This window comes from Amycolatopsis sp. WAC 04197 (assembly GCF_003947475.1).
Classification (GTDB): Bacteria; Actinomycetota; Actinomycetes; order Mycobacteriales; family Pseudonocardiaceae; genus Amycolatopsis; species Amycolatopsis japonica.
On the sequence record NZ_QHJK01000002.1, the window covers coordinates 638301 to 658420 of the forward strand.

General features: G+C 68.8%; 19 protein-coding genes. 12 read left to right on the plus strand and 7 right to left on the minus strand.

Annotation, left to right across the window (positions count from 1 at the left end; translation table 11 throughout):
• The first annotated feature begins 51 nt into the window (after positions 1 to 51).
• The 5 genes from DMC64_RS10240 (at position 52) to groL (ending at position 5067) form a co-directional block, all read left to right on the plus strand.
• Entirely contained in the window at positions 52 to 729 is a 678-nt protein-coding gene (locus DMC64_RS10240) for a TIGR00266 family protein (RefSeq protein WP_037335581.1), read from the plus strand.
• Between the two features lie 4 nt (positions 730 to 733).
• Positions 734 to 1357, plus strand: coding sequence for an AIM24 family protein (locus DMC64_RS10245; protein ID WP_125733309.1), 624 nt, complete (start codon positions 734 to 736; stop codon positions 1355 to 1357).
• A 114-nt stretch (positions 1358 to 1471) separates the two neighbouring features.
• Positions 1472 to 1678, plus strand: coding sequence for a cold-shock protein (locus DMC64_RS10250; protein ID WP_005164266.1), 207 nt, complete (start codon positions 1472 to 1474; stop codon positions 1676 to 1678).
• 56 nt (positions 1679 to 1734) lie between these two features.
• The gene (locus DMC64_RS10255) at positions 1735 to 3189 is read left to right on the plus strand and encodes a serine/threonine-protein kinase (protein ID WP_125733310.1); all 1455 of its coding nucleotides are present in this window, start codon (positions 1735 to 1737) and stop codon (positions 3187 to 3189) included.
• 249 nt (positions 3190 to 3438) lie between these two features.
• Positions 3439 to 5067 carry a chaperonin GroEL gene (gene groL / locus DMC64_RS10260; protein WP_037335595.1) on the plus strand — a complete coding sequence of 543 codons (1629 nt, stop codon included), beginning with the start codon at positions 3439 to 3441 and terminating at the stop codon, positions 5065 to 5067.
• Between the two features lie 235 nt (positions 5068 to 5302).
• Here groL and DMC64_RS10265 read toward each other — a convergent pair whose 3' ends face one another.
• Both DMC64_RS10265 and DMC64_RS10270 read right to left on the minus strand, forming a co-directional pair.
• On the minus strand, positions 5303 to 6988 hold the full coding sequence (locus DMC64_RS10265; RefSeq protein ID WP_125733311.1) for a hypothetical protein: 1686 nt from the start codon (positions 6986 to 6988) through the stop codon (positions 5303 to 5305).
• A 206-nt stretch (positions 6989 to 7194) separates the two neighbouring features.
• Positions 7195 to 7419 (minus strand): PspC domain-containing protein, encoded by a 225-nt coding sequence (locus DMC64_RS10270; protein ID WP_007033414.1) that lies wholly within the window; start codon positions 7417 to 7419, stop codon positions 7195 to 7197.
• Positions 7420 to 7510: 91 nt separating this feature from the next.
• Between DMC64_RS10270 and DMC64_RS43485 the strand changes: the two genes are divergently transcribed.
• The 5 genes from DMC64_RS43485 (at position 7511) to DMC64_RS10290 (ending at position 10700) form a co-directional block, all read left to right on the plus strand.
• On the plus strand, positions 7511 to 7819 hold the full coding sequence (locus DMC64_RS43485) for a DNA polymerase beta superfamily protein (protein ID WP_255432504.1): 309 nt from the start codon (positions 7511 to 7513) through the stop codon (positions 7817 to 7819).
• Positions 7798 to 8121 carry a nucleotidyltransferase domain-containing protein gene (locus tag DMC64_RS43490; protein WP_255432505.1) on the plus strand — a complete coding sequence of 108 codons (324 nt, stop codon included), beginning with the start codon at positions 7798 to 7800 and terminating at the stop codon, positions 8119 to 8121. Before DMC64_RS43485 ends, DMC64_RS43490 begins: the two co-directional genes overlap by 22 nt.
• Complete coding sequence (locus DMC64_RS10280) at positions 8121 to 8915, plus strand: transporter substrate-binding domain-containing protein (RefSeq protein WP_125733312.1); 795 nt, start codon at positions 8121 to 8123, stop codon at positions 8913 to 8915. The genes DMC64_RS43490 and DMC64_RS10280 overlap by 1 nt, the downstream gene beginning before the upstream one ends.
• 80 nt (positions 8916 to 8995) lie before the next feature.
• Positions 8996 to 9634 carry a hypothetical protein gene (locus DMC64_RS10285; RefSeq protein WP_125733313.1) on the plus strand — a complete coding sequence of 213 codons (639 nt, stop codon included), beginning with the start codon at positions 8996 to 8998 and terminating at the stop codon, positions 9632 to 9634.
• A 157-nt stretch (positions 9635 to 9791) separates the two neighbouring features.
• On the plus strand, positions 9792 to 10700 hold the full coding sequence (locus DMC64_RS10290; protein ID WP_233629612.1) for a M23 family metallopeptidase: 909 nt from the start codon (positions 9792 to 9794) through the stop codon (positions 10698 to 10700).
• A 56-nt stretch (positions 10701 to 10756) separates the two neighbouring features.
• Here the strand turns inward: DMC64_RS10290 and DMC64_RS10295 are convergent, their stop codons facing one another.
• Positions 10757 to 11701: an o-succinylbenzoate synthase gene (locus DMC64_RS10295; protein WP_125733314.1), complete on the minus strand. Its 945-nt coding sequence runs from the start codon at positions 11699 to 11701 to the stop codon at positions 10757 to 10759.
• A 57-nt stretch (positions 11702 to 11758) separates the two neighbouring features.
• Here DMC64_RS10295 and DMC64_RS10300 point away from each other — a divergent pair, with 57 nt between their 5' ends.
• Positions 11759 to 14581 carry a BTAD domain-containing putative transcriptional regulator gene (locus DMC64_RS10300; protein WP_125733315.1) on the plus strand — a complete coding sequence of 941 codons (2823 nt, stop codon included), beginning with the start codon at positions 11759 to 11761 and terminating at the stop codon, positions 14579 to 14581.
• A gap of 115 nt (positions 14582 to 14696) precedes the next feature.
• Here DMC64_RS10300 and DMC64_RS10305 read toward each other — a convergent pair whose 3' ends face one another.
• The 3 genes from DMC64_RS10305 to DMC64_RS10315 all read right to left on the minus strand — a co-directional run bounded on the left by DMC64_RS10305 (position 14697) and on the right by DMC64_RS10315 (position 18353).
• Positions 14697 to 15512 carry a DUF72 domain-containing protein gene (locus DMC64_RS10305; RefSeq protein ID WP_125733316.1) on the minus strand — a complete coding sequence of 272 codons (816 nt, stop codon included), beginning with the start codon at positions 15510 to 15512 and terminating at the stop codon, positions 14697 to 14699.
• A 52-nt stretch (positions 15513 to 15564) separates the two neighbouring features.
• On the minus strand, positions 15565 to 16320 hold the full coding sequence (locus DMC64_RS10310) for a DUF4253 domain-containing protein (protein WP_037336314.1): 756 nt from the start codon (positions 16318 to 16320) through the stop codon (positions 15565 to 15567).
• Between the two features lie 386 nt (positions 16321 to 16706).
• The gene (locus DMC64_RS10315; RefSeq protein WP_125733317.1) at positions 16707 to 18353 is read right to left on the minus strand and encodes a DNA repair helicase XPB; all 1647 of its coding nucleotides are present in this window, start codon (positions 18351 to 18353) and stop codon (positions 16707 to 16709) included.
• An 85-nt stretch (positions 18354 to 18438) separates the two neighbouring features.
• Here DMC64_RS10315 and DMC64_RS10320 point away from each other — a divergent pair, with 85 nt between their 5' ends.
• Positions 18439 to 19074 (plus strand): hypothetical protein, encoded by a 636-nt coding sequence (locus DMC64_RS10320; RefSeq protein ID WP_125733318.1) that lies wholly within the window; start codon positions 18439 to 18441, stop codon positions 19072 to 19074.
• Here the strand turns inward: DMC64_RS10320 and DMC64_RS10325 are convergent.
• Positions 19071 to 20030, minus strand: a complete 960-nt coding sequence (locus DMC64_RS10325) for an ABC transporter substrate-binding protein (RefSeq protein WP_125733319.1) — start codon at positions 20028 to 20030, stop codon at positions 19071 to 19073. The genes DMC64_RS10320 and DMC64_RS10325 overlap by 4 nt on opposite strands.
• Positions 20031 to 20120 lie beyond the last annotated feature (90 nt).

The window sequence follows — 20120 nt, forward strand, 5'->3', positions numbered from 1 at the left end:
CCCGCATGCAAGACTCTGCGCGTCACAACGACCATCCGGGGAGAAGAAGACATGCAGGTTCAGATCCGTCACCAGCCATCGTTCGCGGTGGCGAGGCTCATCCTCGCCCCGGGCGAGCCGGCGCAGGTCGAGTCGGGCGCGATGATGGCGACGAGTTACGGCGTGCAGGTCCAGTCCCAGGCGCAGGGCGGCATCATGAAGGGCCTCGGCCGCGCCTTCCTCTCCGGCGAGTCCTTCTTCATCTCCACCTACACCGCACCGCAGAACGGCGGCTGGGTCGACGTCGCCGCGAACCTGCCGGGCGACATGCAGATCATCAACCTCGACGGCCGCACCGGCTGGTGCGTCACGCGCGGTTCGTGGCTCGCGTCCTCCCACGGCGTGCAGACCGAGACCAAATGGGGCGGGCTCAAGAACCTCGTCGGCGGCGAGGGCGGCTTCCTCACGCACGCGACGGGACAGGGCCCGCTCGTCGTGGCCTGCTACGGCGCGCTGGAGACGGTGACCCTGCAGCAGGGCGAGGTGATCACCATCGACACCGGGCACGTCGTCGCGTTCGCCGACACCGTGCAGTACCAGATCCGCAAGGTCGCCACCGGCGTCATCCAGTCGATGAAGAGCGGTGAAGGCCTCGTCTTCGACTTCGCCGGTCCGGGCCAGCTGCTCACCCAGACCCGCAACCCGTCGGCGCTGTCCGCCTGGGTGATCGCCCAGGTCCCCTCCCGCTGACCGCATGCGGGTCCAGACGAGGCACACCCCGAACTTCGGGGTCGCACGCGTGCTGCTGTCCCCCGGCGAGGCCGTCCAGGCCGCCGGGGACACCATGCTGGCCAGCAGTTTCGGCATCACCGAAACCGTCCCGTCCCGCGGTGGCTCGCGGGCGGGCAAGGCCGCCCCGTCGGTGTTCAACGCACCGGAGGGCGGCGGCTGGATCGACTTCGCGCCGCTGGCCGCCGGAGACGTCTACCCGCTGGAGTTCACCGGCGGCGGGGGCTGGTGCGTGAGCCGGGACGCGATCCTCGCCCGGCCGGCGACCGTCCGGCACGACCCCGGCTGGGCACCGCTGCAGAAGCTCTTCGGCGCCGATTCCGGTTTCCTGGAGCACTACAGCGGAACCGGCCCGCTCGTGCTGGCCGCGCAGGGGCCGGTCGACGCCTTCGAACTCACCGCTGGCGAACTCGTCACCGTGCGGCCGGACTTCCTGCTGGCCTATCCGGACACCGTGCAGTGCCGTCTCCGCGCGGTCGACCAGTCCGGCCCGCAGTCGGTGCGCACCGGCGAAGGGCTCGCGCTGGACTTCGCGGGACCAGGACGCGTCCTCGTGCAAGCGCGCAATAGGCGGCTTTCTCGCGGATGACCTTGGGACGAATTGAGCATTGCCGAAGCCGGTAATTCGGGTAGCGTGAACTGCACTCGAAACCGCCGGCCGGGGCAGAGAAGGCCGACGGATCCTGTGCTGAGGGAGTGCGCCGTGGCAGTCGGCACCGTCAAGTGGTTCAACTCGGAAAAGGGCTACGGATTCATCGAATCCACCGAAGGGCCCGACGTCTTCGTCCACTACTCGGCCATTCAGGCCGACGGATTCCGGACGCTCGACGAGGGTGACCGCGTGGAATTCGAAGTCCAGTCCGGCCGCGACGGGCGGAGTCAGGCCGCGGACGTACGCAAGGTCTCTTAAGGAGACTTCGGGCGACCCCCGGCGGCGCCCGGAACTGGCGCGTTAGGCTTCGCTGCGTGACAGGCGATGAGTCGGGGGACCTGACGGGTCGTCGGCTGGGCAACTACCGCATCGACGGCGTGCTCGGCAAGGGCGGCATGAGCGTGACCTACAAGGCCACGGACGTGCGGCTCGGGCGCAAGGTGGCACTGAAGGTCATCGGTGATCACCTCGGGGCCGACGCCGAATTCCGCGAACGCTTCGTCGACGAGGCGCGGAACACGTCCGCGATCGACCATGCCAACGTCGTGCCCTTGTACGACTTCGGCGAGCTCGAAGGCATGCTCTACATCGCCATGCGGATGGTCGACGGCGGCGACCTCGCCGGGCTGATCTCCGGTGGCCCGATCGCGCCCGCCCGCGCGCTGAACATGCTCGACCAGGTCGCCGACGCGCTCGACACCCTGCACAACCGGGGTCTCGTGCACCTCGACGTCAAACCGGCGAACGTCCTGGTCACCAGCAAGGAGACCTCGCGCGAGCACGTCTACGTCGCCGACTTCGGCCTGACCCGCCGCGGCGCCACCGGGCACCGGACCCGCGGCGGCGACTTCCTCGGCTCGCCCACGTACGCGGCGCCCGAGCACCTGCGCGGCGAGCCGCTCGACGGCCGCACCGACCAGTACGCGCTCACCTGTGTCCTCTACGCCTGCCTGACCGGCAGCCCGCCCTTCAAGGGCGACGTGCAGACGGTCATCAAGGGGCACCTGAACGGCGAGCCCCCGGCCATCTCGCGGATCGTCGGCCTGCCCGCCGGGATCGACGAGGTCGTCCGGAAGGGAATGGCGAAGAATCCCGCCGATCGCTACCCCAACTGTGTTGAGATGATCGCGGCCGCCAGGCGCGCGCTCGGTCCGCTCGCGACTTCGAACGAGCCTCCCGGCGCGCCCGGGCAGGCGGCGGCCGCGACCGTCCAGCAGGCGGTACCGCAGCAGGCGCCACGGCAGAACACGCCGCCACAGGGAGAGGGGGGCCCCGTGCACCCGTACGGAGGACAGCAGCCCGGCTACGGCCAGCAGGGACCGGGACCGCAGGGTCCCCCGCAGCAGGGCCCGCCGCCCGGTTACGGCCCGCCGCCGCAGCAGGGTGGCTTCCAGCAACAGGGTGGCTTCCAGCAGGGCCCGCCCCCTGGTTACGGCCCGCCGCAGCAGCAGGGCGGTTTCCAGCAACAGGGTGGGTTCCAGCAGGGCCCGCCCCCCGGTTACGGCCCGCCACCGCAGCAGCAGGGCGGTTTCCAGCAGCAGCCCAAGAAGGGCGGCGGCGCCAAGTGGATCTGGATCGTCGTCGGCGCCCTCGTGGTCGCGGGCGCGATCGTCGCCGCGATCTTCGTCTTCAGTGATTCGAGCGGCGGGAACGGCCCGCAGACCACCGCGCCGAACATCCCGGTCGGCCCCGGCGGCTCCCAAACGCAGGGTCCCGGCTCGTCGTTGAAGCCGCCGCCGTCGTCGATCTCCATCAAGCCGAGCAGCTGAATACCACCGCGCTGACCTGCGGTTCTTGCACTCTCCCCTGGAGAGTGCTAAACACGACATTGGCACTCGACGCCGTCGAGTGCCAGGCGGAGCGGTCACCGACCGTTCGCCTGAAGGTCGGGACGGTGAGGCCGCACCCTTGATCGGGTGGGTCGTCCGTCGCGGGCACCGAGCCTGGCCGAGGAAGAGTCCTGCCGCCGCGCTGTAGTAGGCGTGCGGCGGCGCCCAATACCGGAGGACCACACCGCAATGGCCAAACTGATCGCGTTCGACGAGGACGCCCGCCGCGGTCTTGAGCGCGGCTTGAACACCCTCGCCGAAGCCGTCAAGGTGACCCTCGGCCCGCGGGGCCGGAACGTCGTGCTCGAAAAGAAGTGGGGCGCGCCGACGATCACCAACGACGGTGTCTCCATCGCCAAGGAGATCGAGCTCGAGGACCCGTGGGAGAAGATCGGGGCCGAGCTCGTCAAGGAAGTTGCCAAGAAGACCGACGACGTCGCGGGTGACGGCACCACCACCGCCACCGTGCTCGCCCAGGCTCTCGTCCGCGAGGGTCTGCGCAACGTCGCCGCCGGGGCCGACCCCATCAGCCTGAAGCGCGGCATCGAGGCGGCCGTCGAGGCCATCACCGAGCAGCTGCACAAGGCCGCCGTCCAGATCGAGACCAAGGAGCAGATCGCCGCCACCGCGTCGATCTCCGCCGCGGACCGCACCATCGGCGAGCTCATCGCCGAGGCGCTGGACAAGGTCGGCAAGGAAGGCGTCGTCACCGTCGAGGAGAGCAACACCTTCGGCCTCGAGCTCGAGCTCACCGAGGGTATGCGCTTCGACAAGGGCTACATCTCCGGTTACTTCGTGACCGACCCGGAGCGTCAGGAAGCCGAGCTCGAGGACCCGTACGTCCTGCTCTTCGGCTCCAAGATCTCCACCGTCAAGGACGTCCTGCCGCTGCTGGAGAAGGTCATCCAGTCCGGCAAGCCGCTGCTGATCATCGCCGAGGACGTCGAGGGCGAGGCCCTGGCCACCCTCATCGTCAACAAGATGCGTGGCACCTTCAAGTCCGTCGCCGTCAAGGCCCCGGGCTTCGGTGACCGCCGCAAGGCGATCCTGCAGGACATCGCGATCCTGACCGGTGGCCAGGTCATCTCCGAGGACGTCGGCCTCAAGCTGGAGAACGCGGACCTTTCCCTGCTGGGCAAGGCGCGCAAGGCCGTCATCACCAAGGACGAGACCACCATCGTCGAGGGTGCGGGCGACGCCGACCAGATCCAGGGTCGCGTCAACCAGATCCGCGCCGAGATCGACAACTCGGACTCGGACTACGACCGCGAGAAGCTCCAGGAGCGTCTGGCGAAGCTGGCCGGCGGCGTGGCCGTCATCAAGGCCGGTGCCGCCACCGAGGTCGAGCTGAAGGAGCGCAAGCACCGCATCGAGGACGCGGTGCGCAACGCCAAGGCCGCCGTCGAAGAGGGCATCGTCGCCGGTGGTGGCGTCGCTCTCATCCAGGCCGCCGAGGCCGCCTTCGCCGGTCTGAAGCTCGAGGGCGACGAGGCCACTGGTGCCAACATCGTCAAGGTCGCCGTCGAGGCGCCGCTCAAGCAGATCGCGATCAACGCCGGCCTCGAAGGCGGCGTCGTGGCGGAGAAGGTCAAGTCCCTCCCGCAGGGCCACGGCCTCAACGCCGCCACGGGCGAGTACGAGGACCTGCTCGCGGCCGGCGTGCCGGACCCGACGAAGGTCACCCGCTCCGCGCTGCAGAACGCCGCTTCCATCGCGGCGCTGTTCCTGACCACCGAAGCCGTCGTGGCGGACAAGCCGGAGAAGGCCTCGGCCGCTCCCGCCGACCCGTCCGGTGGCATGGGCGGCATGGACTTCTGAGTTCGAGCCTGTAGCACCACCGGAAAGCCCGGACGCGCCTCGCGCGTCCGGGCTTTTCCTTTGCCCACCTTGTTGCATCCGATCGCGCGAGTCATGCGCGCCCGATTCGGGCGTTCCGCGCCGGGTCGTGAGTGATAAGGAGGGTTAGAACGACCATTACCACTCACGACCCCCGGTCAGATTCGTGCAGATAGGCATCAAGCGGACATTCACCTGGTGGCTGTAGGTGCGGTCCCTACCGCTGCCCGTCCACCGCGTACTTCCCACCTTGTTTCCGGCGGTCCTCCTCGTATGGATCGGTGGAGTTCGGCTCCGAAGGCTTCCTCGGCTCGAGGCCGGTCCCGCCGGCCTCCGTGGCGGGGTTCTCCCGTTCGACCGTCTCGGGATTGGGATCGATCTTCCCGCGGTCCTTGTTGGCGTTTTCCCAGTTGGCGAACATCTTCTTGAGGTCGTCCGACAGCTCGCCGTCCGTTCGCGCGTAGGCCTCGGCCGCATTCCTGAGCTGCTCACCGGCGAGAAGGAATCGCGCGCAGCTCGTCCTCATGAACTGCTCGACGGCGTCCCGGATCTCCAATGTCGTGTCGTCGCCCGTGCACGTCTGCTCGTCGCGGCCCGCGAGGTGCCGGTCGGCGCTGTCGGCCTCGGAGAGGATCCGTAGTTGCGCCGAATAGGCTTCGGCCGCTTCGAAGCAGGTCTGCGCCAACCGCAGCACGAAGTAGACCTGGACCTGGACCCCGTGGTACTTCGCGCGGTCGGTCTGGTTCGGCAGCTTGTTCGCGGTGAGGTCGTAGAGTTCGAGGTTGTAGCTGTGCACCCCCGCGATCGCCTTCTGCAGGGTCAGCACGTTCGCGCCGAAGTCGGATTCGAGGCCGGACAAGGCGTTGTGCTCGTCCTGGATCGACGTGGTGAGCTTCTGCAGGATGTCCTGGAGGGACATGGCGTCCTGCTCGACGGTGAGGCCCTTGATGATCCCGCCGGCGAAAACGGCCAGGTCGAGAACGGCACCGGCCGGGCCGAGGACCTTCCCTCCCGCCTCATCGACGGTCTTCACGACCTTGCTGAGTTTCGCTCCCGCGGACAGCAGAGTGGTCGCGATCCCGTGGAGCGTTTTCGCCTGGTCGACCTTCTCCAGGATCGAGTCCGCGGTGAAGACCTTGAGGGTGACCTTCTCGTCCAGTTTCTTGGTGGCCCAGTTGAGCCGTTTGACGATGTTGAGCCGGGTCGCCTGGATCGTCGCGGCGCGGGTGGAGTACAGCGTGGACAAGCTGGCGAGGATGAGCGACTGGTTCGCCATGGTCGGCGCGATCGAGGCGAAGAACCCTTCCCTGAACTGCTGGGCGGCGAGCCCGGTCCACTCGATGAACCAGGGCTCGGCGGCGCTGGTCGCGCCGTCCAGCCATTCGACGTTCCGGACGACGGCGCCCTGACCGAGCAGCTCGGTCACCCGGCCGTTCTTGTCCTGGAAGCCGAGGTTGCCCGCGACGTTGAGGAACGTGTTGTGGGCGGCCTCCAGCTTCGCGAGGTCGGGCCCCTCCAGCTGCGGAACGAATTTGGCGACCTCCTGCCGCCGGTTCCAGGCCAGCCGCTCGATCTGTGCGAGGTTCCGTTCGACGTGGCACTCGACGTACTTCTGGGTCTGCGGGTTCCAGCCGTCGCAGTGGACGTCCTTGTAGTGGCCGTGCATCCCGTCCATGACCCAGGTCAGGTAGCCGCAGAAATCGTCGGCGCCCGAGAGATGGCCGTAGGATTCGGCGGGCCACTGCCACGCCCAGGGTTCCGCGGCGCACGGAACGGCGGGCGAGAGGTGCGTCATGGCGTCGACGGCGTCTTCCATCCAGCGTTTGGTGAGCGCCTGCCAAAAGTCGTCCAGCGCGCCTTCGAGCATCCGCTTGTACTCGCTGAGGCTCAGATACCCGGCCATGGAGGCCCCCGCTTCCCACTCCCTGTGACAAAGTCAGGGGAAGTGTAACGGCGGACGCGCCATCCCGCGGCCGAAAACCGGAAAGGGCCCGGACATCCCCATGTCCGGGCCCTTCTCCATCCCCCTGGTCCCCAGGTGGATCGCGGTTAGCGGGCTAAACGCGATCCGGCGGACGCCGCGCCCCCTGCGCACGGCGTCCGCCCCGCTCAGGATTCGCCCGGCTGTTCCGGAGTCAGGAGCCAAGCGGCGGCGTAGAGCGGGATCGCGAATCCGGCGGTGAAGAAGACGCCCGCCACGAGGGCGATGCGCAGGATCGCGGCGTCCACGCCGAGGTAGGCGGCCCAGCCGCCGGCGACGCCCGCGAGCATCTTGTCGGTGCGGCTGCGGTAGAGCTTCTTGGTGGCCTGGGGGGTGTACACGCTGTTCGTCATGGCTCCATGTTCGCTTCGGAACGACCCCCGGCACATCGGGGAACGGCCCCGACCCGACCCTGGAATCCGACCCTGAGGGGCCGGAAACCGGATGCCCGGCGCCCCCGTCCGCGACAAGCTCGGCATCTGCGTCGAGCCGCCGGACCACGTGATCGGCCTGAAGCGATTCGAGCAGTACATCTTCCGCACGCAACCCGAAGGCGCCCGATCCGGCCCCGGCGACCTCGACCTGATCGTCTACTCGCTGCGCGAGTGGATGCGGCTCGTGCTCAACGGGAATCCGACCGTCCTCCTGCCGTTGTTCGTACCCGAGTCCGAGATCGTGGTGATCGACGAACTCGGCGCGGAACTGCGCGAGCAGGCGCACCGGATCGTCTCGTGTCGGGCAGGCCGGAGCTGATCGAGAAGTACGGCTTCGACACGAAGTTCGCCATGCACATGGTGCGGCTCGGCGTGCAGGGCGTGGAGCTGCTGGAGACCGGCCGGATCACGTTGCCGGTCCCCGAACCGTGGCTCGGCTGGCTCCGCGATCTGAGGCAGGGCAAGAAAACCCGCGAAGAAGCGCTGGAAGCGGCCGAGTCGCTGGAGCACCGTCTCGACGAGCTGGTGCGCGGCGCGTCGCCGCTGCCGGAGGAGCCGGACGCCGAGTGGGCCGACGCTTGGCTGGTGCGCGCTTACCTCAGGGCGTGGAAGATGCCTTGATGACGATCAAGGCGAAAGCGCTCACGTTCGGGGTCGCGGTGCTGACCGTGCTGGGAATCGGCACGGCCAGTGCCGCGCCCGAAGGCCATGGCGCGCAAAGCAGGCTGGACGTCGTTCAAGCACGCGGCGAGATCCGCGTGTGTTCGACGGGGGACTATCGCCCGTTCACCTATCGGGACGCCACCGGTGCGTGGAGCGGGATCGACATCGACCTCGCGGGCGACCTCGCCCGGCGGCTCGGCGTCCGGCTCCAGCTGGTCCAGACCACTTGGAAGGCGATCGCCGACGACGTCGGGCGGAAATGCGATCTGGCGATGGGCGGGGTTTCGGTGACCTTGGACCGCGCGAAGAAGGGTTTCTACACCGTTCCCTATCTTCGCGACGGCAAGACGCCGATCACCTTGTGCGAGAACGAGAAACGGTTCCAGACCCTGGAGCAGATCGACCAGCCGGGCGTGCGGGCGATCGTGAATCCGGGGGGTACCAACGAACAGTTCGCCGATGCCAACCTGAAGCGCGCGACCATCGTGCGGCATCCGGACAACAACACCATCTTCGCCGAGATCCTGGCGGGCCGCGCCGACCTGATGATCACCGACGCCACCGAGACCCGTTGGCAGGCGAAGCGAAACCCGCGTTTGTGCGCGGTGCATCCCGACGAGCCGTTCACCTTCTCGGAGAAGGCGTACCTCCTGCCGCGCGACGTCGTGTTCAAGGAGTGGACCGACCAGTGGCTGCATCTCGCGCTGAACGACGGTACGTACGCGCGTATCGCGAAGCCCTGGCTGGGCTGAAATCGGTTTGAACCACTTTCGTTATCCGGCCGTATCCCTGGATGTGGGTGAGGAGGAAACCAGACCGGAGGAAGACACCGATGATGAACAGCGCCGGGAAACACCGCAAACGCGCGACGATCGGCATCGCGTCCGTGCTCGGGGTGGCCGCCATCGCCGCGGCGATGTTCGCGATCAGCACTCCGGACGGACAGGCCGCGGAAAGCTGCCAGGGACTCGACACCGCTCTCCGCAACAACCTCACCTTCATCGCGGGCCAAAAGGCGCAGCCGGACGCCTTGTCCGAGGCGCGGATCGCGAACAGGCAGGCCGTCGTCGACCTCATCCAGCAGCGTCGCGAAGCCGCCGGGTGCACCGAAGAAGTACAGGCCGACAGCGGGAAGCAGGCCGCGGACGACGCCATGGCGGCCGAGGACGAGGCGGCTCCGAAGGAAGAAGCTGCCCCGCGGGAGGAAGCGGCCGCCGGTGACGGCGAGGTCGTCTGCCCGGGCTCCACGGTGACACTGTCCGGCGAGGGCGGCGCCCCCGCGGCGTCCAGCAGCGAGTTCCCGGCGGGGACCAAGCTGAAGGTGACGAACCTGGACAACGACAAGTCCACGACCGTCGAGGTCACCGGCGTCTCCGGCAGTTGCGCGCTGCTGAACAACGCGGCCTTCGAACAGGTCCGCGAACCGGGCAAGTTCCTGATCCGCCGCGCCACCATCGAGCGGGTCGGCTGAGACACCCGCACCGGGACGGGGAAGACGCGGACGGTCCCGGTGCGGAGGCGGCACGAGTCCTCCTGGTCCCCTCGGCCAGGAGGGCTCGTGGTCGTTTGTATCTCGCTTGTACGCCCTTTCGGGACGCTTCTCGCGAAACGCCGAGAAAGGACATCCGATGAGATTCAGACGAGTGCTCACGGCGGCCGCCACCGCCTTGCTGGGCATGGCCGGGCTGGCGATCACCGCGACGTCGGCCGAAGCCGCCGTCGGGCCGCGTCCCAACTTCCAGCTTCCGTTCCCCTGCAACCAGGTGTGGAACGGCGACAACGACAACAGCAGCGCGCACCGGGCCTACGAGATCGACTTCAACCGGGGCAGCTCCGCGGGGGCGGATCTGGGCGACACCGTGGTCGCGGCCGCGGCGGGCAAGGTCGTCATCTCGGCGCACCAGGGTTCCGCGAACGGGTTCGGCAACCTGGTGAAGATCGACCACGGTGGGGGATGGTCGACCTACTACGCGCATCTGAAGGTCCGTTCGGTCGCGCTCAACGCGCAGGTCGCGCAGGGGCAGAAGATCGGCGAGGTCGGCAACACCTCCAAGCCGGGCAACAACATCAGCCCGCACCTGCACTACGAAGTCCGCACCAACGACTCGTCGTGGCCGAGCAACATCAAGCCCGCGTACTTCAACGGCGTGAAGTTCGGCTACCCCAACGCCAACGTGACCTCCAAGAACACCTGCAGCGGCAACGGGAACCCCAACCCGTACGACGCCGTCGAGGTGTGCGGCGACGGCTACAAGGTGATCGACTCGCAGGCGGTCGGCAGCGCCGCGACGGCGTACCTGCTGTACAACGCCACGAACAAGAACAACTGCGTCACCACCATCAAGTCCACCTCGGTCGGCACGGGTAGCGCGGTCTCGGCCTTCCTCGAAGTGCAGGGTTCGGCCAGGAAGACCGACTCCGGCAGCTTCGAGTACTACGCGGGTCCGGTGAGCGCGGCCGCCGGCGCGAAATGCGTCCGGTGGGGCGGCTCGGCGGGATCCGCCAGCTACGAATCGCCTTTCGAGCACTGCACCTGATTTCTGAAGTGTCATGAAAGGGTCGTTCAGGACATCTTTTGTCCTGAACGACCCTTTCATGACATCCGGAGGTGGGCGCGGACGCGGGTGAAGCGGGCTTCCCAGGCCGCCTGGACGTCCGCAGCGGCGGCGTGGGCGGCGAACAGATCGGGAGCTGGAGCCTGAAGCGGCACCGGCAGCCGACCGTCCACAGGGGACAGTGAATCGCCGCAGACGTCTCCGGTCAGCAACGACATCGTGCCCAGTCCGCACGCGAAGTCCAAAGTGGGCAGTGCGCCCGCGAGCGCCAGCCCCGCGGCGAGCCCGACGCTCGTCTCGACGGCGGAAGACACCACGCACGGCAGGCCGCACGCTTCGGCGACCTCCAGCGCGCGCCGCACCCCGCCCAGCGGCGCGACCTTCAGCACGGCTACGTCGGCCGCCCCCGCGACGGCCACCTTCAGCGGATCCTCGGCCCGGCGGATCGATTCGTCCGCGGCGATCCGCACCCCGACCCGGCGCCGGACGGCGGCCAGTTCGTCGATCGACGGGCAGGGCTGCTCGGCGTACTCGAGCCCGCCGGCCGCGCGGTCCAGCTCACCGATGGCCTTGACCGCGGTGTCCACGTCCCAGGCCATGTTCGCGTCGACGCGGACGGCACCCCGCGGGCCCAGTGCGGCCCGCACCGCCTCCACCCGGGCGCAGTCCTCGGCGAGGCTCACCCGCGGGTCGGCGACCTTCACCTTCGCCGTGCGGCAGCCCGAAGCGGAAACGAGTTCGTACGCCTGCTCCGGAGACACCACCGGCACGGTCGCGTTCACCTCGACGCTGTCCCGCACCGGCGACGGCCAGCCGCGTTCGCTCGCCTCCAGCGCGGACGCGAGCCACGGCGCGCTCTCGGCGTCGGAGTAGTCGGAGAACGGGCAGAACTCGCCCCAGCCCGCCTCGCCGCGGACCAGCAGTCCTTCGCGGACCGTGATGCCTCGGAACCGTGTGCGCAGGGGGATAGCGTAGACGTCCATCGGCACCGATCATGCCACCGCGGGAATCGCGTGCCGATTTCGTCGGTTCCGGACAGAATGAGCGACGTGGCACTCGACTTTCGCGTGCTGGGGCCCACCGAGGTCACGGCGGACGGGCTGCCGGTGCCCTTGGGCGGCAGCAGACCGCTCATCGTGCTGGCGGGCCTGTTGCTGCGCGCGAACACGGTGGTGCCGGTCGGTGAACTGGGGCGCTGGCTGTGGCCGGACGACCAACGGCGGTCCAAGGGGGCGCTGCAGACCTACGTCCTGCGGGTCCGCCGCGCGCTCGGCGACGAGGTCACCATCCGCACCGAACGGGGCGGTTACCTGCTCGAACTCGACGAAAACCTGCTCGACCTCGCCCGTTTCCGTGCCCATGCCGCGGCAGGCGCGGAGGCCGCACGGGACGGCGACCTGCGCGGAGCCGCGGGCCGGTTCGCCTCCGCCTTGGCCGAATGGCGGGGCCCGGCGCTACAGAACGTCCACTCCGAAGCGCTGCTTCGCGACGAAGCCGACCAGCTGGGCGAAGAGCGGTTACGCGTGTGCGAGCAATGGGCCGACGCGCTCATCGCGCTCGGCGAGCACAACGTCGTCGTGCCCGAGCTGATCAGACTGTGCCGTGAGAACCCGCTGCGGGAACGGCTGCACGAACAGCTGATGATCGCGCTCTACCGCTCCGGCAGGCAGGCCGAGGCGCTGAACGTCTACCGCCGGATCGGCGCGGTGCTGGCCGAAGAGCTCGGCTTGGACCCCGGTGCGTCGCTGCAGCGGGCGCACCAGGCGATCCTGACCGGCGAGGAGTCCGTCGAGACCACATTGGACTCCGAACTGACGCGGTACCGGCTCGGCGCAGAGCCGCTGATCCCTCGCCAGCTCCCCGCCGATCTACGGGTGTTCTCCGGCCGCCAACGCGATCTCAAGGCGTTGCACGGGCTCGTCCCGGAGGCGCTGGACACCGAGCGGTCGACGTCCATCGCCTCGATCGAGGGAATGGGCGGTATCGGCAAGACGACACTCGCCGTCCACTTCGCCCATGAGGTCGGAGACCGTTTCCCCGGCGGGCAGGTGTACCTCAACCTGCGCGGTTACGGTCCCGGCGAGCCGGTCGAAGCCGCCGCCGCGCTCGAAACCATGCTGGTCTCCGTCGGCGTCCCCGCCGACCGGATCCCCGCCGACGTCGACGGACGCGCGGCCACCTGGCGCACATACAGCGCGGGCCGCCGGATGCTGATCCTGCTCGACAACGCGGCGAGCACCGAGCAGATCCGGCCGCTGCTGCCCGGCCCCGGCTGCCTGGTGCTGGTGACCAGCCGATGGCAGCTCCAAGCGCTCGTCGCGACCCACAGCGCCCGGCGCGTCGCGCTGGAAGAGCTGCCGGACGAGGACGCGATCGCGCTCCTCGCGTCGACGATCGGGCTGGACCGGGTCGCCGAGGATCCCGAGGCCACCGAACGGTTCATCCGGTACTGCGGTGGGCTGCCGCTGGCCATCCGGATCCTCGCGGTGCGGGCGGCGCAGTTCCCGAACCTCGCGCTGGGCGAGTTCGTCCGGCTGCTGGAAGCCGAACAGGACAGGCTGGGTTCGTTCGACCTCGCCGACGGCGACGAGACGAACATCCGGGCCGTCTTCTCGTACTCGTACCGGGCGCTCGACCAGCGGGCCGCGCGGATGCTGCGGCTGCTCGGCCTGCCGACCGGCGGCGACTTCAGCGTGCCCACCGCCGCGGCGGTGGCCGGCGTCGACATCGCGGAAGCACACGAGGATCTGGCGAAACTCGCTTCCGCGCATCTGATCGCGCGGTCCAAACCGGGCCGGTACCAGTTCCACGACCTGATCCGCGCGTACGCGGCCGAACTTTCGGCGGAGCTCGACGGGTCCGAGGCGCGGACGGCCGTGCTGGACAGACTGCTCCACGCGTCGCTCGCCTCCGCGCTGAACGCGTCGAGGCTTCTGCGCTCGGAACGGCATTACCGGCTCGTCCAGCCGGAGCGGTTCGACGGCGCCGGGCTGAAGTTCGGGCACTACGAACAGGCTCTCGACTGGTTCGACGAGGAGGCCGGGAACCTCATCGCCGCGGTGAACATCGCGTACCGGGAGCGGCGATACCGGGAATGCTGGCAGCTGGCGTGGCTGCTGCAGTCGTACTTCATCGTGCGGGCGCGACTGGATGACTGGCGTTCGGTGTTCGGCGTCGCGCTTCGTGCCGCCCGCGATCTCGGGGACCGGTCCGGCGAGGCCGCCATCCTCAGCGGGCTCGGCGTGGCCTGCGGGGTCGCCCGCCAATACGGGGACAGCATCGCCTACCTGGAGCAGGTCGTCGAACTGCAGCGGCAGGTCGGAGACCGGCAAGGCGAGGCGCGTGCCCTCTACAACCTCACGCTGGCCAGCCAGGATCCCGACACGGGGTGGGACTACGGCACGCGCGCGTTGCGGCTCATCCGCGAGAGCAACGTCGGCGCCGGCATGGAGGCCAGCGCGCTGCAGGCGCTCGGCGACATCTGCGCCCAGGCCGGCCGCTTCGAGCAGGCACTCGACTTCGCCGACCAGGCATTGGCGCTGGAGGCGCACGCACTGCCCGACGAAGCCCGCTTCACCCTGCACACCAAGGGAACCGCGCTGGTCGGGCTCGGCCGCGGCGACGAGGGCATCGCCTGCATGCGGCGCGCCGTCGAGATGTTCTTCGCGCACGGCGAGCTCTACGAGGCGGCCGACGTGCTGGCCCAGCTCGGCGGAATCCATCTGCGGCTCGGTGATCCCTCGTCGGCGCGTGAATGCTGGCTGCGTTCGGTGCGGGTGCTGACCGAACTCGCGCATCCCGACGCCGAGGACGTCCGCACCAAGCTCGCCTCGCTCGTGGGCGAAACCGTGAAGGCTGAGTGAGGCACGGGCGCCCGGCGTGCCGACCCCCAGAACCAGCACGCGAGTACGCCCGTGACCTCACGAGCCAGTGAACAGGACACCGCTCACTGCGCGCTGACTGTGCAGCTTGCGAGGGTCAAGCCAGGAGTTCCGCGAGGGCGATCGCGTTCTTCGGCGCCTCGACCTTGACGTCGTTGTCGAAGTAGACGTACGTGTCGCGGCCCCAGCCCTTGATCTTCCGTGCCCACTTTTCGAGGGCCTTGTCGCTGTAACCGCTGACGTACAGCTCCTCGTCGCCGTGCAGGCGGACGTACGCGAACTCTTCGCTCGTCATCTCGTCGATGTACGGGAATTTGCCCGCGGTGTCGGCGACCACGAGCGCGATGCCGTGTTTCCGGAACAGGTCCAGGCTTTCGGGCTCGGCGAAGCTCGGATGCCGTACTTCGACGGCGTGCCGGAGCTTCCGGCGAGGGCTCGGATCGGTATGCGGTTCGGCCTTCAGCTTGTCGTCATGTCGTTTCGCGAGCTCGGCGGCGGCATGGCTGGTGCGCGGCAGCAGCTTGAAGAACGCTTCGACGCGCTCGGCGTCGAACGCCAGCCGCGGCGGCAGCTGCCAGAGGATCGGCCCCAATTTCCGGCCGAGCGCCAGCACACCGGAGGCGAAGAAGTTCGCCAGCGGTGTCTCGACGTCGCGCAGTTGCTTCAGATGCGTGATGAAGCGGCCGCCTTTGACGGCGAAGACGAAGTCGTCCGGGGTCTGCTCGACCCACGCGCGGTACCGCTCGGGACGCTGCAGCGAGTAGAACGAGCCGTTGATCTCGGCCGAGTTCATCCGGGACGACAGGTATTCCAGCTCGCGCCGCTGCACCAGGCCGCGGGGGTAGAAGTCCCCGCGCCACGGTGGATAGCGCCAGCCCGAAGTGCCGATCCTCAGCTCCGCGACGTCGATCACCGCCTTCCCGTGTCGCCCTGATTCCCCCTCTCTCCTCGGGATAAACGACCACTCACGCCCACGAGAACCGCCACCGGCGGGTCTGCACCAGGCCGGCCGCGAACTCGCGCAGATTGCCCGGCTGACCGGCGAACGACGGCAGGCAGAACGAGCGGTGCTCGGCGGCGACCGTGAGCGCGCGGCCCTGGGTCCGCGGCGGCGCGGCCACCGACAGCTCCATCGAATCGAAGCCCAGCACCGTGAGCGTCGCGCCGAAGCGGTCTTCCCAGCTGCGCAGGACGGCGGACAGCTCGTGGACCTGGTCGGTCGCCTTGATCATGCCCGTCCAGCCGAGGATCGCCGGGATGTCGGCGGGCCGCTCGGTCTGCACCAATGCCAGCCGGTGCTGCCCGCGCGCGGCCAGGATCGACCCGGTGTTGCCCGCCTCGGCCAGCGGATCCGCCCGGCGCGACGGACGGCGGGCGAGGCCGGGGAACTTCGCGCCGAACGGGCGCAGGCAGGCTCCGTCGCAGCACGACGTGTCCCACCAGCGGGCCAGCACCTCGGCCGGATCCACCGAGTCGATCCGGTGGTCGGCGGGGGCGAGCCTGCCGCGGTCGTCGATCCAGTCCTCGCCGTTGGCCGCGAAACGCTGGTCGTGCGGGATCAGCACCGGCCACAGCCCGGACCGGTCGAACTCGGCGACGCAGCCGGTGTAGCGCTCCGGCCTGGCCAGCGGCAGGTCGGAAACCCAGATCCGGCCGTGCCACCGGCCGGGCGGCAGGGTCTGGACTGGTGGTGTACCCGGTCGGAACGGTGCGATGGTCATCGGCTTCCCCTCGAACTGGTGTTCGGTCAACTCTACCGAACACTAGTTCGAAGCACCGACAGTTTTCGATACCCCGTTTGCGGGATCTCGGGGTGGTCGCCTCAGGCGTCGCTGGAGTCACACGTGCACCACGGGTGTCCACAATGGACTTGTTGTGCTCGGGCAGCCCGGAATGCCGTGAAGGCCTCCTTCACTACTTTCAGGGTAGGGAAGGAGGCCTTCACGGACTTACTGCTGGGACGGAGCCGCAAGTGGTAGCAAAGGTCCCTTGCTCTCTTGCCGCAGGCCGGCGGGTGGCCGGATGCCGTGAAGGCCTACTTCGGGACGATGAACGTCTCAAGGGAGGCCTTCAGGACAGCACGACCACCGCGAGCCGAAGCGAAGCCCTACATCGGGCGCAGCAGGTCGTCCGCGTCCACGATCCGGTACGCGTACCCCTGTTCCGCCAGGAACCGCTGCCGGTGCGCCGCGTACTCCGTGTCGACGGTGTCCCGCGAGACGACCGAGTAGAAATGCGCCTGCCGTCCGTCGCCCTTGGGCCGCAGCAGCCGTCCGAGCCGCTGCGCCTCCTCCTGCCGCGAGCCGAACGTCCCGGAGATCTGGATCGCGACCGACGCCTCCGGCAGGTCGATCGAGAAGTTCGCGACCTTCGAAACGACCAGTGTCCTGATCTCGCCGCGTCGGAACGCGTCGAACAGTTCCTCGCGTTCCTTGTTCCGCGTCGCGCCCTGGATCACCGGCGCGTCGAGTTCGTCGCCGATCATTTCCAGCTGGTCGAGGTAGGCCCCGATGACCAGCGTCGGCTCGCCGGGATGCCGGTCGACCAGCGATTTGATCACCTTGGTCTTGGTGTCCGCGGTCGCCGCCAGCTTGTACCGCTCCTCGGCCTCGGCCGTCGCGTACGCGAGCCGCTCGGCGTCCGTCAGCGTCACGCGGACCTCGGTGCACTCGGCCGGCGCGATCCAGCCCTGCGCCTCGATGTCGCGCCACGGGACGTCGTAGCGCTTCGGGCCGATCAGGGAGAACACGTCGCCTTCGCGCCCGTCCTCGCGCACGAGGGTCGCGGTGAGCCCGAGCCGTCGCCGCGACTGCAGGTCCGCGGTCATCCGGAAGACGGGCGCGGGCAGCAGGTGGACCTCGTCGTAGACCACCAGGCCCCAGTCCCGCGAATCGAACAGGTCCAGATGCTTGTACTCGCCCTTGGTCTTGCGCGTGACGACCTGATACGTCGCGATGGTGACGGGCCGGATCTCCTTCTTCTCCCCGGAGTATTCGCCGATCTCCTCCTCGGTGAGCGAGGTCCGCGCGACCAGCTCCCGCTTCCACTGCCGTCCGGCGACGGTGTTCGTCACCAGGATCAGCGTGGTCGCCCTCGCGTGCGCCATGGCCGCGGCGCCGACCAGGGTCTTGCCCGCGCCGCACGGCAGCACGACGACGCCGGATCCACCCGCCCAGAACGCCTCGGCGGCCTTGCGCTGGTAGTCGCGCAGCTCCCAGTCGTCCTCGGCCAGGTCGATCGGATGCGCTTCGCCGTCGACGTAACCGGCGAGGTCTTCCGCGGGCCAGCCGACCTTCAGCAGCGCCTGCTTGAGCCGTCCGCGTTCGGACGGGTGGACGACGACGGTGTCCTCGTCGATACGCGCGCCCAGCATCGGGCTGATCTTCTTGTGCCGGAGGATCTCCTCCAGCACCGCGCGGTCGATGGTCGACATGACCAGGCCGTGCGCCGGGTGGTTGGCGATCTGCAGCCGCCCGAAGCGGCCCATCGTGTCCACGATGTCGATGAGCAGCGGCTGCGGCACGGGGAACCGCGAGTACGTGGTCAGCGCGTCGACGACCTGTTCGGCGTCGTGACCCGCCGCGCGGGCGTTCCACAACGCGAGCGGCGTGATCCGGTAGGTGTGGACGTGCTCGGGCGCGCGTTCCAGTTCGGCGAACGGCGCGATGGCGATCCGCGCGTCGTCGGCCTGGCTGTTGTCGACCTCGAGGAGCACGGTCTTGTCGGATTGGACGATCAGCGGGCCATCGGTCACATCCTCCTTTATACGTTCCGGCCACACCGGCTCCCGTCGCGGCACCGCTGGTGGAAGGATGTACGCAAGGTGACTGGAGGGGACCTTGACGACTACACCGACCGGCGGGACGCCCGAGTACGACCCGTTCAACGCGCCCGCGCCCCTGCCCTCGATGCCGGAGGCGGCACCGCCGACGCCGTTCCCCAGACCGGCGCCCCTGAGCGTGCTGGCCAGGGTCTCGATCGTGCTGGGTGTGGTCCTCGCGCTGGGCCTGGGGAGCCTGGCCGCCTGGGGGATCTCGCGGTCGAGCAGTTTCGCCACGGTGGAGGCGGGCAAGTGCCTGTACCTGACCGACGAGGCGGGCGGCAACCAGAGCTACACGACGGCCAATTGCAGTTCGAACCGCGCGACCTTCCGCGTCGACGAGGTGAGGACGGGTTCGTCCGACTGCCGCGACGCGGACTACATCCAGTTCGAGCTCTACGGGTCTTCGTCCAGCCGCACGGCCAAGAAGACGCTCTGTCTCGCGCTGAACGTCGAGACCGGGGATTGCCTGCGCGACGTCGTGCACGAGACGCGGATCGCGAAGGTCCGCTGCACCGACATCAGCGCGGAGGCCCGGGCGGTCGTCACGCGGGGATCGTCGGAGACCGCCTGTTCGTCGGAGGACACCGCCCTGCACTACACCGGGCCGCCCGAGCGCACCGTGTGCCTCAGGCCGACCGGGGAGAACATCTAGGGGCGCGCCACCATCGACTGCACGTCGAGCCGGGCGCCGAGACTGCCCGAGTTGTGCATCAGATCGGCGACGCGCTGCAGCCGGATGCCGTTGAGGGAGACCGGGTACGTCCCGAGCGAGATCAGCGAAGCCGTCGTCCGGTCGATGTCGGAGAACGACGGCAGCGCGTCGCGGACGACGGCGGGGTCGGCCGCGCGCACCTGCGCCTCGCTGAGCACTTTCCGGAACACCGCGAGCGTGCGGGCGTTGGCCTGGGCGAAAGCTCCCATCGAAACGTAGGACGACATCGGGAAGTCCAGGGTCGCGCCGCGGGCGCCGTCGGCGAGGATGCTCGCCCCGAGCTCCTTCTCGGCCCTGGTGATGTACGGCTCGACCATCCACGCGGCGTCGACCTCGCCCGCCTGCAACGCCTGCGGCATCCGGTCGAACGGGTTCTGCTTGAACTGGATCCGGTTCACGTCGACGCCCGCGGTCCCCAGCACCGACCTGGCCGCCAGCACGCCGACGTCGTCGAGCATGTTCACCGCGATCTTCGGTGACTTCTTGAGCGTCGGTTCGGTGTAGTCGGAGCCGGGGAGTGTGACGAGCGCCATGGTGTTGCGGCCGGCGGTGTAGGCCTCGCCCTGCAACTGCAACGCCGTCCCCGCCGCGGCGGCGCGGAAGATCGACACGTCGCTGGCGAACGCGAGGTCGACCTCGCCGGCGGAGAGTTTGCCGATCGCCTGGTCGCCGGGAACCTCGACGAGGGTCACGGAAAGGCCGGCCGCGGTGAACTTCCCGGCGGCGACGGCGACCCGCAAGGGCGCCGTGTCGATGGGGCTTCCGACGCCGATCCGCAGTTCCGTCCGTTCGAGTGGCGCGTCGGTGCTTGCGTCACCACCGGAAAACACTCCGCAACCGGCGGTCGCCAGCAGAGCCGCTACCAGCGGAATCGCCAAGACACGCATCTTCGTCACCGCTCACCTACCGAGAGAATGTGCTCCTCCTTCTGGATCGTATGGTCCGTGCCCCATACGATCGCCTGCGGGAGACGCCGGATGGCGCGG